This is a genomic window from Lysinibacillus boronitolerans JCM 21713 = 10a = NBRC 103108 (genome assembly GCF_000772935.1).
Classification (GTDB): Bacteria; Bacillota; Bacilli; order Bacillales_A; family Planococcaceae; genus Lysinibacillus; species Lysinibacillus boronitolerans.
Genome location: NZ_JPVR01000075.1, coordinates 60,024 through 74,047, shown reverse-complemented (window position 1 = coordinate 74,047; position 14,024 = coordinate 60,024). Strand labels below are relative to the sequence as shown.

The following is a 14,024-nucleotide window of genomic DNA, read 5'->3' as shown; positions in this document are numbered from 1 at the left end:
GGTTGATCAGCTTCCTTTCTAGGGGGCGTCCGCTGAGCCGCTCAATCCCCTAGTAGTGACGCTGTCTCCTCTCCAATCAACCATTCTGCATAGGTCTTACTTTTTCATAGTAGTTTAGCGATCAAATAGCCCTTTTTCTGTATACTTAGAGTAAACTCTTATTTTCAATGCGGAGAAGTGATGGGTGACAACACCTCTTCATAAAGAGTAGGCTACTTGATACCTTTCAATTGACTGTTTTGTTTTTCTTATTATTTTATTGTTAATGTATCTAAAGGCTTGAAGTCATTTAACTGATAGCTTTTTATCTCGTTACGCGCTATTGTATACAGCGTATTATCTATATAGACAACACGTTGTACAACCTGCTCCCAATTTTCATATGACTCACCATTCTTTCGATTGATTATATTTCCTTTCAATACAATCCCTTTCTCAGCAGTAATCTCATAAATTTGAGCACCTTGACCTTGATAGACAACTTCATCGCCCTTACCTGCCTCATACAGTACTACAGGGAAGCCAAAATAGTTGAATTCCTTATTGCGGAATAGCGCTTTAGGATTGTATTGCACTTCAGAGGAAGAACCTTTCCCACCGATTTTTACGGTCGATTGCTCTTTCGGATTTCGGAAGTCTGATACATCAAATAGGGACATCTTCATATTGGTTGTCACAGTGAAATTACGTTTCGTATACGAATCATAGCGTTGCTCCGTATCATAACCAATACCAATTAAATGCGTATCATCTAATGGATGGAGGTAATTACTGAAGCCAGGAATCTTCAATTCACCTAGTACAGCAGGCTTTTTCGGATTCGCTACATCAATGACAAACAGTGGATCCACTTGTTTAAATGTCACCACATATGCTTTTTCTCCCATAAATCTAGCTGAATATATCTTTTCTCCAGGCGCCATATCTTTTACTGAACCAAGCGTTTTTAAATGTTCATCCAAAATAAAGAGATGGTTATAAGAAGTACTTTTTTCATTCCACGTATTACCTTCTGTTGTAAAGATTCGGAAGTTCCCCTTATATTCATCCATTGAATACTGATTTAGCACAGTTCCCTTTACTTCAGTACTTCCAACAAAGTTCAAAGTCGTTCCATCTACATTCCACTTGAAAATTTGAGTGTCAGCTGACCTCGGTAACCAAATCATATCCATGATGCGCTTTTCTGATGAAACATCAATATTACTTTCATACATTGGTGTCGTTAAATATAGAGCATTCTCTGACATATAAAGACCACTACTTCCGCCTAAGTACCCTTTCGTATTGGCCGTTGTCTTAGCTCCATTTTTTAAATCGACAGCTGTAATTAAACTATAGGTACCATCCATCGTATTTGGTAAGATCGAGATTTTTTCTAATGGTAGACTTTTGTATTCGGATCCTGCCATACTATCAAACGTTTTAGGCTTTAAATCCGTTTTATTATTTTCTTGTAGCATCCAATAATTTGGATACATATTACCAATTAAATATAATGTGTCCTTTGTTATTCGAATATCCTGTAAGAAGCCCTCTTGCCCCACATCACGTACATGCGTTGGATTGCTCGGATTTGAAATATCATAAAATGAGGCTGTTACCATAGCAGTGCCTGCTTTTTCAATATATTGATCCCCGATGGCAATTAATAGATTGTCATATAGCGCAAGCTTAGAAATGTATTGGGACTCTTTTAATTTAATACTTGTAGCCATCTTTAAATTCTTAGGATCTTTAGCATTCACAACAGTAATGCTCTGATCTTTTGCAGTGTAAATAAAGCCATCTTTTACAACTACAATGTCTCCCTCTTCTACCCCTTCTACTTGATTATTGGTAGTAGACTCATTATTAGCAGTTGCCTTATCTTCACTTGTTGCATTTTGGGCGCTCTCTTCTTCTCTAATTTCTACTCTTTGAGTTGTTAACAACTTTTTAAAATACTGCTGTAACTCTTTCTCAGATTTGACGGCTGTTAAAGTCTCGATAATTGTAAATGGGATTGTTTGTGAAGCTACATTCAGTCCGCCTTGTGCAAAGGCTTCCTTTTTCACATGCAACTGATAACTACCTGGTGCTAACTTTTTCACCACTACCGTTTTCTGATCTTCCAACAATTCAATTGTTGCAGGTACTTTGCGTCCTTTTTCCGTAGTGATATAGACATATTCTTCAGTAATTTTGTTTTTCTTTAAAGCAACCGAAAAAGATGCTTGCCAGTTTTGTGTTGCCATACTTGCACTAGCGGCCTTTGCCGTCACATCTGTATTCACTATCCATGTAAAAATGCCAGGCACGATAGCTAGAACAATAATCAGCATAATTGCGAGCCATTTACTTTTCATCATTTTCCCTCTCTTTCATATACTTGTTTATCAATTAGACTAGTAAAAAGGAGGAAAGTTACATTTTTCTGAAATTTTCTAAGTAAGTTAAACCACTACAAAAAGCGAGAGGGAAATGTTTCCCTCTCGTTTATTCTTCAAATGGCCATTTAGGCAACATATTTTTTAATGGCTTATCTTGTCGTCTTCCCAATACATAATCAGCCTGCATAATAGTATGAATTTCTCGAGTTCCTTCATAAATGACTGGAGCTTTGGAGTTTCTTAAATAACGGGCAACTGGATATTCGTCTGAATAGCCATATGCTCCATGAATCTGTACCGCATCATCAGCAGCCTTATTGGCAAAATCACAAGACTGCCATTTTGCCAATGATGTCTCTCGAGTATTTCGAACACCCTTGTTTTTCAATTCTCCAACACGATAGACAAGGAGACGACTCATTTGATAGCCTGCTTCCATATTAGCAATCATTCGTCCAACAAGCTGATGCTCACCTATAGGCTTACCAAACGTCTCTCGTTCATGACAGTATTTCACACTAGCCTCTATGCAAGCTTGGATTAAACCAACAGCACCTGCTGCTACTGTAAATCGACCATTATCTAAAGCAGACATGGCAATTTTGAAGCCCTCGCCCTCTTCACCAAGTCGGTTTTCGATTGGCACGCGTAAATCTTCAAAAAAGAGCTCACCAGTATTACCAGCCCGGATACCATATTTCCCTTTAATCGCTTTAGATGTGAAGCCAGCCATGGAACGTTCTACAATAAACGCACTAATCCCATGATGTTTCTTCGATTTGTCTGTATAGGCAAATACGATAAAGTGATCTGCAATATCACATAAGGAGATCCACGTTTTTTGCCCATTGAGGATATAATGATTTCCATCAAGAACAGCAGTTGTTGACATAGCAGCTACATCAGATCCAGCGCCCGGCTCTGTGAGACCAAAAGCGCCAATCCGAACACCCTTAGCTTGTGGAACAAGGTATCGCTGCTTTTGCTCTTCAGTCCCCCACTGCATTAAGGTCATGCTATTTAAACCTGTATGGACAGATACAGCTGTGCGAAATGCTGTATCTCCTCGTTCAAGCTCCTCACATACGATAGCAAGTGAATTATAATCCATGCCACTACCTCCGTATTGCTCAGGAACACAAACCCCCATTAAGCCAAGCTCAGCTAGTCTTGACCAAATTTTAGCATCAAAGCCACCTTCAGCATCCCACTTTGCAATATAGGGAATGATTTCATCATCAACAAACTGCCTTACTGTTTTTCGTAGCATTTCTTGCTCAGTGGACATTTCAAAGTTCATGGTCAGCACCTACCATTTCACAATCATAGCAGATTTATGTGATGTCTCTTTAATCACCACGCCGCGTTTTGCCATCTCTTCAATATACGTATCACCTGGCACGATTGCTTCAGGCGGGAATACACCATGCTCTGTAATAGCACCCGCACCAATCATCTGTGCTACAACTGAAATTGTATTTGCGGTAGCACGCGCCATAGCTGTTTCATTAATTGTCATATCCTTACGTACAACCATTTCATATTCATATGTCACCTGCTGCTGGGCTTTTTCACCAGCCACAATAACACGTAACAATACAGCATCAGGTTTTGTGCCTAATTCTAGTTTCTTTTTGAGTGCCTCTCGTACGACTGCACGAACAGGTACTTCTTGGTTATCCACTTCTACCTTATTTGCAGAATCAAGGAAACCTAAATCAGCTAAAAGTTTAAATTTCTCAGCATGGCCTTTATAACGAATGGTTTTATATTCTAATGTGCGGACATTCGGGAATGTCTTATACAATGTGGAGATACCACCAGATGTATAAAATGCCTCAAGCACACCAAAATCATCAAAATAAATAGGTTCAACGCCTGATAGGGATGGAACTTCTTCAAGCTTGCCCTTCTGAATCGTTTTTGAAGGCTCAGTATAATGATCGAATACGCCATCTAAAGAAAATACGCGTGTATAATGAAGTGGAGGCTTTGGTTCAGTTGGAATACCACCAACAAATAGTTTAATAGATTCTACTTCGTCTAATTTTGAAGCACCATAGCCCGCTAGAATATTGACCATGCCGGGAGCAACACCTAAATCAGGGATAATTGTAACACCCTTTGCCTTTGCTTCCTCATGTAAATCTAGTATCTTCTCTGTAACGCCACCGATATGACCACCTAAATCGACGGAATGGACACCTGCCTCAATAGCTGCTCTTGCTACTCGCTCATTGAACGAATAAAACAATGCATTGACGGCAACATCCCCCTTCGAAATAACGTTCATTAATGAATCGTCACGTTCTGCGTGTAGTTCTACCACTTCTACCTTATTCGTATCTAGCGTATCTACAAAGTCCTGTGCAACTTTTACATCGATATCACCTAAATACACACGCTCCACTTTATCGTTTTTTATTAAATCACGAGCTACCTCTTTCCCCATTAAACCTGCACCTAATACAACAACTTTCATCAAGAACATCCCCTTTCGTTGATCTGTTACTCTGTATCGATTTGTGCTCTTTGTAATTTACCGCTGTAGTCTACATAAATACTTTTCCACTCTGTGTATACATCTAGGGCTGCTACACCTGAATCGCGGTGACCATTTCCTGTCCCTTTAGTACCTCCAAATGGCAAATGGATTTCAGCACCTGTTGTGCCAGCATTTACATAAACAATACCTGTGTCTAAATCACGTTGTGCGCGGAAAATTGTATTGACATCTTGTGAGAATATTGAGCTAGATAAGCCAAATTTCACACCATTATTTACTTCAATTGCTTCTTCCAAACTTGCCACTTCAATTAGAGATACGACTGGACCAAAGATTTCTTCTTGGGCAATAATCATGTCAGGCTTCACATTCGTAAACAATGTTGGCTCATAATAGAACCCCTTATCATAAGGTGGTTCATTTAATATCCTGCCACCTGCTAATAATGTAGCACCCTCTTGTTTACCTATTTGTACATAGTGATTAATTTTTTCCAATGCTGCTTTATTAATCACTGGCCCGATTTTAACTCCCTCATCTAGACCATCCCCAATTGTGAGCTTTTGCATTTCATCTAAGAGACGTTTTTCTAATTGTTCTTTTACATCTTTATGCACAATGACTCGACTACATGCTGTACACCTTTGCCCAGCAGTACCAAATGCGCTCCATAAAATCCCCTCTGTAGCTAGCTGTAAATCCGCATCATTCATGACAATAACAGCATTTTTTCCACCCATCTCTAAAGAAACCTTTTTCAAATGTTTCCCGCCAAGTTCAGCTACTTTACTGCCAGTTGTTGTAGAACCTGTAAATGAAATAACTTTGACGTCAGGATGTTCAATTAATGCTGTACCTACTGTAGGTCCTGTACCAAATACGATATTAGCAACACCATCAGGTAAGCCTACTTCCTCAAAAATTTTACCCATTTCATAGGCCATCATTGGAGTCTCATTAGACGGTTTCCAAATGAATGTATTCCCTGCTACAATGGCAGGAAATGACTTCCACGTGGCGATAGCAACAGGGAAATTCCAAGGTGTAATGAGTGCTACTACGCCTATAGGTGCCCTTACACTCATAGCAAATTTATTGGCAAGCTCAGACGGTGTTGTTTCACCAAACAATCTACGTCCTTCACCAGCCATATAGTATGCCATATCAATTCCTTCTTGGACTTCTCCTCTAGCCTCTTCAATGACCTTGCCCATCTCTTTTGTTAAAACGGTCGCCAAATGTTCTTTTTTTTCTTTCATTTTTTGACCGATGGCATATAAATAATCTGCACGTTTTGGTGCTGGTATAAGTGCCCAGCTCTTTTGTGCTTGTTTAGCAGCAGCTACAGCCTCGCCTACCTCATTCGAAGTAGAGCGTGGAATGGTAGCAAGCTGCTCACCGTTTGCAGGGTTCGTCACTGCTATACTTTGTAAATGTGAATGTGTGATCCATTTACCACCGATATAGTTTTTAATCTCCACTACATACACCCCCTGAAATACTCTATGATGCCTCAGCTGTTGTACCAGTCGTATTCCATAGGTATAAGTCTATGAATTTAACCAGAATCCATTTTGCCTTTGGAAATTGTGTCCGAGCAGTGGAATGTGCTTGCACGCTTCACTATTCGTGACAGCTACCAGTGGCTTTATCTCCATACATCAATAGTTGCTCCCCACCAAAAGAAAAAATGTCTCATTAGGAATCTTGGAGTGAGCGGAGATAAAATATGTCAAAATTCCGAATTTTCAATATACACCACACCTTGTAATACTAGCATTTCAATAATAATCGGTGACAACTGCCAGAGGCTTTATTTCCACTTAACTTCATTGCCTCCATATAGAGGATGGCTTCTTAATTTAGAAGCCTCTTAGGGTTATGTATATTCACAATACCCTTAGTTAAATGAAAATAAATAATACACATTCTAGTTTTTTATATTCGACATTTTCTAACTAATTCCCTTTTTTTCTAAAATATTTAATTTTCTATTGAAACCAATGCAGCTTATAATCGTATACAATATCATTAAATTTATTTTTGGAGGAATCCCTTTATGAATAATCATGAAATTGACTACAAGTTATTTGGTGACGACATGCAATATGTGCAAGTTGAGCTTGACCCTCAGGAAACAGTTGTTGCAGAAGCAGGTGCGTTAATGATGATGGATGATTCGATCCATATGGAAACTATTTTTGGTGACGGCTCACGAGGTGGCTCACAAAGTGGTCTAATGGGGAAATTATTAGGTGCAGGGAAACGGCTAATAACAGGGGAAAGCTTATTCATGACAACATTTACAAACGTTGGCTCAGGTAAAAAACATGTTTATTTCGCTTCACCATACCCAGGGAAGATTATTCCAATGGATTTAAGCCAATTAAACGGTAAAATTATCTGTCAAAAAGATGCATTCTTAGCTGCTGCTAAAGGTGTTTCTGTTGGCGTTGAATTTCAGAAAAAAATTGGAGTAGGCTTCTTTGGTGGTGAAGGTTTCATTATGCAAAAGCTAGAAGGTGACGGCATGGCGTTTGTGCATGCAGGAGGAGCCATTCATGAAAAAACATTACAACCGGGTGAAGTTTTACGTGTGGATACAGGATGTCTTGTAGCAATGACATCCAATGTGGATTACGATATTGAAATGGTTGGAGGCGTAAAAACAGCACTGTTTGGAGGCGAAGGAATCTTCTTTGCTACATTACGTGGTCCTGGAACAGTGTGGGTACAATCATTACCATTTAGCCGTTTAGCCAGTCGTGTCTTTGCAGCTGCCCCTATTTCGCAAGGCGGAGGCGGTCAATCAAAAGGTGAAGGCGGTATCGGCGGCTTATTCGATTTATTCAATAGATAAAAAAATGGAGCATATCTTTCACCGATATGCTCCTCTTTTTAATCAATTCGATTGGATATTGCCTTGCCTTGTCCATAAGCAGTCAAAGCTTTTACATTTAACATTAGCATAGCTGTTCTCGTTTCTAATGACGCGCTACCGATATGTGGCAGAGCTACTACATTTGGAAGTGTTAATAAGGGATGATCCATCGCAATCGGCTCTTGTTCAAACACATCTAGTCCTGCAGCCCAAAGCTTCCCATTTTTAAGAACATCGTATAGCGCACCCTCATCAATAATTCCACCTCGTGAGGCATTAATTAATACCGCATCTTCTTTCATCAATGCAAGTTCCCGCGCTCCAATAAGTCCTTCCGTATCACTATTATAAGGTGTCATGATCACAACAAAATCGGATTGTTTTAATAGATCCTCCAGTGAAACATACTGGAAGCCATACATTTCTTCCGCTTCATGACGACGTCTGCGATTATTATACAAGATTTTCATATCAAAACCTTTTGCTCTTCTAGCAACGGCTTGGCCAATTCTCCCCATGCCAATAATGCCAATTGTGGCTCCTGAAACATCCTTGCCAACCAATTGCATTGGATACCAGCTTTTCCATTTGCCCTCACGTAAATATCTTTCACTTTCTGGAATTCTACGGGCAGTTGCAAGCAGTAAGCCAAATACTAAATCTGCAGTTGTATTCGTTAAAACACCCGGCGTATTTGTCGCCATAATGCCTCGTTTTTTTAAAGCCTTCACATCGATATTATTATATCCAACTGCTAAATTCGTCACTAATTTTAAGTTGGGTGCATGTGAAAGTAATTCTTCATCTACTTGGTCGGCTAACGTTACCCACAGTACCTCACAGTCAGCGACAGCTGCTAGTAATTTTTCACGTGGGATCACAATCTCTTCCTCATCCCACTGTGAGATTTCATAAAACTCCTGTAATAGTTCAACAATATGTGCAGGAAACTTACGTGCTATAAATAATTTCTTTTTCATGCTCCAAACACCCCTCTACTCAATTCCCTAATTCGCCTATAGCGTAACACTTAAAACAAGCATTTTCTAGGGTTTTGTAGTCTTCCTCTTTCTATAAAATTTGTTATTAGCTATTTCATCAGCCTATTAGTTGATTCATCCATAAAATAAGACCTTTCATCCTAATTCACATACTAAAAAACTATGCATAAATAGAATGCATAGCTATGTTTCTTTTAAAACTCTCTAATTGTTGTATTTAAGCGATTCGCCACTCTCTCTAATTCTTCCGAAGATTCACCAATCGATTCAATAATAGTAGCCAGTTCAGATACTTGATTACCAACCTTTTGAAAATTAGAGATCGAATCCTCTACAGAGCCAGAAATCGCATCAAATGCTTTTAGAGATTCAGCATTACGTTCGATACTACTATTCACAAGCTCCTGTATGTCCTGAATAGCTTGTACAACTTGAGTTGTAATACCATTTGACGTCATGATTAACTCAGCAATCTGTTCAACAGAGCTTTTCGTTTGATCCGCAAGCTTGCGTACTTCGTTTGCAACAACTGCAAAGCCTTTACCATGCTCACCAGCACGTGCTGCCTCAATCGCAGAGTTTAACGCAAGTAAATTTGTTTGCCCAGAAATACTTTTCACAATTTCTACAACGGCATTTATTTTCGAAGAAGATGCATCTAATTGCTCCACCATATTTGCCATTTCAACGGTCTTGTGATGAATCTTCCCTGTTTGCTCATCAATAGATATTATTTTAGTATAACCTTCACTAGACACTTTTTGCATAGATTCAGCCTCATATACACTTTCCTTCAAGAAAGCGTTGACACGCTTTGCGCTATAGACAAGCTCTGTTACTGTTTCAGTCGTAGTTTGAGATTGAACTTCTAATTGCGTAGAAATTCCGCCTATAATATCCTTTACATGATCCCTAACATTATTGCGTTGTTCCTCAATTAGTATGCTTGCATAGTTATCGTATTCTTCTAAAACGATTTGTTGTTCAAAATTACATATTTTACTGATAGCATCACAAAACTTCTCTTCCTCACCCTTTGGTAATCGAAGCTCATAGACTATTTTGCGAAGTGATTTCTCAAGAATTTGAAAAGCAGCTAAATACCACTTCGGATATAAATTAATCTTTACATGCATTTTTGCCACACGTCTCCGCTTCTCTAAAAAGGCTTCATCTATTCGCCCCTCAAACATTTCAATAATATGATGACGTAATGTTTGACGTAGACGTTCGCTGGAGCTATTTGATTGAATAACCTTTTGTAAGGAAGGAACACTTTCTATTGCATGATAAAATGCCCCTACCACTTCTACTACATTTCTTTCTACATATGGTTTTAAACTACTAATCAGCTGAAGATCATGAACACTTAACCCTACAAGATTTAATTGTAGTAAACGGTCTGGATCTTCTATAAAAATACCGAAAGTTGTTTCATTGCTTATTTCAATTGTATTTTTCTTAGATCTATTGATAAGTTGAAACATTTTCTCCACCTCATATTTTAATCATATATATTTAACTAAGTCTATATTCCTATTTTTCATTATAAAACAACATATAATTAGACACTTTATGTATCAATTATAATCTCAAAACAGATAAATGAACAATATATAGGTAAATGATGTCTAATATTATTATAATTTGCTATTATTTTATGTATAAAGATGATTCTTTATACTCACTTTCTTTCACTTTAATGAAAAAATGGATGGAGGATTCAATAAATTTAACGCAAAAAAAGCCACTGCTTCTTGAAGAAGAAGCGTGGCTTATTGTTTACATGAAAATAATAACGCAAAGAACTGCGGCTAAAACTAAACGATAAATTGCAAAAGGCATTAATTTTACCTTTGAAATAAGTGCTAAGAAAAACTTAATGGACAGTAATGCAAAGACGAACGAACTAATAAATCCGACAGCATAAAAACCGAAATAGTCCATTGATAAAGTATCCCAGTTTTTCAAAACGGATACGAGGCTAGCTCCTGCCATGATTGGCACAGCCATAATGAATGTAAAATCAGCTGCAACACGATGACTCATACCAAATAGTACCCCACCCGAAATAGTTGCGCCTGAACGAGAAAAACCTGGCCATAGAGATAGGCATTGTACTAGCCCTACCTTAAATGCTAAACCATAGGAAATCTTATCTAAAGAATCTACTTTTGGTTTTCTAGGTGCTAACTTATCTGCAGCAATCATTAGAATTGCTCCCGCCACTAATGCATAAACAACATGCTCTACTTTAAAAAGATGGTCGTCAATAAAATCCTTGAATGCAAAACCTAAGACAACTGCCGGTAGCATCCCAACAATAACATGCAATAAGTTAAAGCGGCCATTTATGGACTTAGCTTGACCTTCAATATTATATAAACCGACTAAGCTTAACATACGTTTCCACATAACTACGATAACCGCTAATATGGACCCAAGTTGTACAACAATTTTAAATGTGTTGGCAGGATATTTCCCTAAAAACTCCTCTGTCTTTAACCACATATCATCCACGATAATCATATGACCCGTAGAAGATACTGGTGCAAATTCCGTCATACCTTCGACAAAGCCCAATATTAATGCTTTTAATAACTCTATAATTTCCACCATGTCACCTTACCTTTTTTAATCAAATACTCACTTATTATAGAATACTCCGTTCTCATATACTACTGCCATTTCACCTAACAAGCCATTGTTAGATTATCACATACTATTGAAATTTTATATCTACTACCCAAAGCTCTGATCTACTGCCAATTCGCATCGGTGGGCCCCAGAAGCCATAGCCTGATGAAACAAGTGTATGCATCTGTTCCTTTAACTTATAACCATAATCTAGTTCAAATACACGAGCTGTTATATACTGATTTGGCCACAGTTGTCCCTTGTGTGTATGACCAGACATATGTAAATCAACGCCCATTTTAGAAGGCGTAATCAAGTCGTCAGGTGTATGATTCATCACAAGCCATGGTAAGTTTGCAGAAGGCTTTAGTACTTCAAGTGTTTTTCTTTCTTTATTCGTTTTGTCTTCTTGCCCTGTTAATATAAACGCATCTTCTATAACAATTGTTTCATCTAGGAGCATTTTTACATTGGCATTTTCCATTTCCTTAATAAATTCAGGAATTTTTTTCCCGTAATATTCATGGTTACCTAATATACCATATGTTCCGTATGTAGAGGTTAATTGTTTCATGACATCTGCCATACCCTCTTGAACAAACCATTTCGGGTCATCGTCCACGATATCCCCAGCTAACAACACGATATCTGGTTGTGCTTCATTAGCTAAACTTACAAAACGTTGCAAATGCTTTTTATGTGATAAAACACCTAAGTGAAAATCAGATGCCACAACAGCTCTTAGTGTGTTTAACTCACTATCTTTTTTATCAATTGTTATTTCTAAATGACGAACAACTGGAGAGTAGGCTAAATAAGAGCCAATGATACTTAACAAGAATAGGATTGCTACTGCTATACTACCTATTAATTGTACATTTTTTAAAGGTGTGAACCAAATAATGATTTGTGCAACTAAGCATAGCAATAAGCCATATTCAAAGATAAACATCCAGTAATTACTGATTACAGAAAACACTCGTAAAGACTCATGTAATCTTCCGATTATAATACTAAAAGCAACAAAATACAGCACTAACCAAAATAAAGCTGGAAAACGGAACCATCCCATTGCTACAAGCCACTGCTTTACTCCCCACCCTAAATAGAAAGTCAACGCACTATAAATACTAATTAAAAGAACACCGCCGATTACTTTTGGCATAACCAAGTCCTCTACTTTCTTTCTATAATTTAGTTGATTATATCATTACACTTAGCAATCATATTGCTGAAAGCACTTGAATAATCTTCTAGAGAAAATAGGAACTTGTCACTTTATGCAATGACAAATATAATTTTACCTTTTCATTTCATTAGTTACTCTCGTTTTACATGACATTTCACTGTATATAGATGTCATTTTCGTCATTTACACACTAAATTCACTTTAATTTTCACAAATCTTCCAGTAACATAGTAGATGAACGAGCAAATTTACGCATTTACGAGGAAAAAGGGGTGCTATTTCAAATGACACGTTATAAATTTGAAACAACAGAGCATGAGTTATTTCGTAAAACCTTTCGTAAGTTTTTAGCTGAAGAAGCTGAACCACATTATGCACAATGGGAAAAGGATCATCTTATTCCGCTTTCTTTTTGGCGTAAGCTTGGTGATATGGGCTATCTTTGTCCACAAGTAGAAGAACAATATGGTGGGCTAGGGCTGGATTTCAGCTTTGGCATCATTATTCAAGAGGAACTTGAACGTATAGGCTCTAGTCTTATCGGAATCGGCCTGCATAATGATATTGTCGTCCCTTATATCGAAGCATATGGAACACACGAACAAAAATCTCGTTGGCTACCCAAATGTGTTACAGGCGACTATATAACAGCTATTGCAATGACTGAGCCTGGTACAGGTTCAGATTTGGCGAATATAAAAACGTCAGCCATTCGCGATGGCGATCATTATATCGTAAATGGTCAAAAAACCTTTATAACAAATGGCATCCATACAAACTTAGCGGTTGTTGCAGTAAAGACAAATCTTCAGGCTGAGAAAAAGCATCGTGGCATCAGCCTACTTGTTATTGAAGAAGGTACACCTGGCTTTACAAAAGGAAGACAGCTCGAAAAAGTTGGTATGCATGCCCAAGACACAGCTGAACTCTATTTTGAAGATTGTCGAGTGCCTGTTCAAAACCTACTTGGAGAAGAAGGCAAGGGCTTTCAATACATGATGGAAAAACTACAACAAGAGCGATTAGCAGTAGCGATTGCCGCACAAACAGCCGCTGAGGATATGCTTGCGTTAACGCTCGATTATGTGAAATCACGTCAGGCTTTTGGCAAAACAATTGGTGACTTCCAAAATACACAATTTAAAATAGCTGAAATGGCGACTAAAATCGAGCTTGGTAAATCATTTTTGGAAACCTTGATTGAAGAGCATATTGCAGGAAATGATGTTGTGACAAAAGTATCTATGGCAAAATACTGGATTACTGAAAATGCACGTGACCTTGCTACCCAATGTATGCAATTACATGGTGGCTATGGCTATATGGAGGAATATAAGATTGCTAGAAGGTATAGAGATATACCTGTTATGTCGATCTATGCGGGTACAAATGAAGTCATGAAGGTTATTATCGCCAAAAATTTAGGCTTATAAAAAAA

General features: G+C 38.0%; 10 protein-coding genes. 2 read left to right on the top strand and 8 right to left on the bottom strand.

Features of this window, described 5'->3' with window-relative positions; all coding sequences use genetic code 11:
- Positions 1 to 251: 251 nt before the first annotated feature.
- The 4 genes from CD31_RS12650 to CD31_RS12635 all read right to left on the bottom strand — a co-directional run bounded on the left by CD31_RS12650 (position 252) and on the right by CD31_RS12635 (position 6,359).
- Positions 252 to 2,348, bottom strand: a complete 2,097-nt coding sequence (locus CD31_RS12650) for a beta-propeller domain-containing protein (RefSeq protein ID WP_016992931.1) — start codon at positions 2,346 to 2,348, stop codon at positions 252 to 254.
- 130 nt (positions 2,349 to 2,478) lie between these two features.
- Complete coding sequence (locus tag CD31_RS12645) at positions 2,479 to 3,672, bottom strand: acyl-CoA dehydrogenase family protein (protein WP_036078088.1); 1,194 nt, start codon at positions 3,670 to 3,672, stop codon at positions 2,479 to 2,481.
- Between the two features lie 9 nt (positions 3,673 to 3,681).
- Positions 3,682 to 4,854, bottom strand: a complete 1,173-nt coding sequence (locus CD31_RS12640; RefSeq protein WP_004229703.1) for a saccharopine dehydrogenase family protein — start codon at positions 4,852 to 4,854, stop codon at positions 3,682 to 3,684.
- A gap of 26 nt (positions 4,855 to 4,880) precedes the next feature.
- On the bottom strand, positions 4,881 to 6,359 hold the full coding sequence (locus tag CD31_RS12635; protein WP_036078085.1) for an aldehyde dehydrogenase family protein: 1,479 nt from the start codon (positions 6,357 to 6,359) through the stop codon (positions 4,881 to 4,883).
- A 578-nt stretch (positions 6,360 to 6,937) separates the two neighbouring features.
- Here CD31_RS12635 and CD31_RS12630 point away from each other — a divergent pair.
- Positions 6,938 to 7,738, top strand: coding sequence for a TIGR00266 family protein (locus CD31_RS12630; RefSeq protein WP_004229711.1), 801 nt, complete (start codon positions 6,938 to 6,940; stop codon positions 7,736 to 7,738).
- Between the two features lie 38 nt (positions 7,739 to 7,776).
- Here CD31_RS12630 and CD31_RS12625 read toward each other — a convergent pair whose 3' ends face one another.
- The 4 genes from CD31_RS12625 to CD31_RS12610 all read right to left on the bottom strand — a co-directional run bounded on the left by CD31_RS12625 (position 7,777) and on the right by CD31_RS12610 (position 12,562).
- A complete protein-coding gene (locus tag CD31_RS12625; RefSeq protein WP_036078082.1) occupies positions 7,777 to 8,739 on the bottom strand; it encodes a 2-hydroxyacid dehydrogenase in 963 nt (320 codons plus the stop codon).
- A gap of 215 nt (positions 8,740 to 8,954) precedes the next feature.
- A complete protein-coding gene (locus tag CD31_RS12620; protein ID WP_036078078.1) occupies positions 8,955 to 10,247 on the bottom strand; it encodes a globin-coupled sensor protein in 1,293 nt (430 codons plus the stop codon).
- Positions 10,248 to 10,542: 295 nt separating this feature from the next.
- The gene (locus tag CD31_RS12615) at positions 10,543 to 11,379 is read right to left on the bottom strand and encodes an undecaprenyl-diphosphate phosphatase (protein ID WP_004229718.1); all 837 of its coding nucleotides are present in this window, start codon (positions 11,377 to 11,379) and stop codon (positions 10,543 to 10,545) included.
- A 103-nt stretch (positions 11,380 to 11,482) separates the two neighbouring features.
- Entirely contained in the window at positions 11,483 to 12,562 is a 1,080-nt protein-coding gene (locus tag CD31_RS12610; RefSeq protein WP_036078076.1) for a metallophosphoesterase, read from the bottom strand.
- Positions 12,563 to 12,870: 308 nt separating this feature from the next.
- Here CD31_RS12610 and CD31_RS12605 point away from each other — a divergent pair, with 308 nt between their 5' ends.
- On the top strand, positions 12,871 to 14,019 hold the full coding sequence (locus CD31_RS12605) for an acyl-CoA dehydrogenase family protein (protein WP_036078074.1): 1,149 nt from the start codon (positions 12,871 to 12,873) through the stop codon (positions 14,017 to 14,019).
- Positions 14,020 to 14,024 lie beyond the last annotated feature (5 nt).

Bases quoted from the DNA above. Each gene is read 5' to 3' on its own strand.
- CD31_RS12650 (WP_016992931.1), bottom strand. From the start codon at position 2,348: ATGAAAAGTAAATGGCTCGCAATTATGCTGATTATTGTTCTAGCTATC.
- CD31_RS12645 (WP_036078088.1), bottom strand. From the start codon at position 3,672: ATGAACTTTGAAATGTCCACTGAGCAAGAAATGCTACGAAAAACAGTA.
- CD31_RS12640 (WP_004229703.1), bottom strand. From the start codon at position 4,854: ATGAAAGTTGTTGTATTAGGTGCAGGTTTAATGGGGAAAGAGGTAGCT.
- CD31_RS12630 (WP_004229711.1), top strand. From the start codon at position 6,938: ATGAATAATCATGAAATTGACTACAAGTTATTTGGTGACGACATGCAA.
- CD31_RS12625 (WP_036078082.1), bottom strand. From the start codon at position 8,739: ATGAAAAAGAAATTATTTATAGCACGTAAGTTTCCTGCACATATTGTT.
- CD31_RS12620 (WP_036078078.1), bottom strand. From the start codon at position 10,247: ATGTTTCAACTTATCAATAGATCTAAGAAAAATACAATTGAAATAAGC.
- CD31_RS12615 (WP_004229718.1), bottom strand. From the start codon at position 11,379: ATGGTGGAAATTATAGAGTTATTAAAAGCATTAATATTGGGCTTTGTC.
- CD31_RS12610 (WP_036078076.1), bottom strand. From the start codon at position 12,562: ATGCCAAAAGTAATCGGCGGTGTTCTTTTAATTAGTATTTATAGTGCG.
- CD31_RS12605 (WP_036078074.1), top strand. From the start codon at position 12,871: ATGACACGTTATAAATTTGAAACAACAGAGCATGAGTTATTTCGTAAA.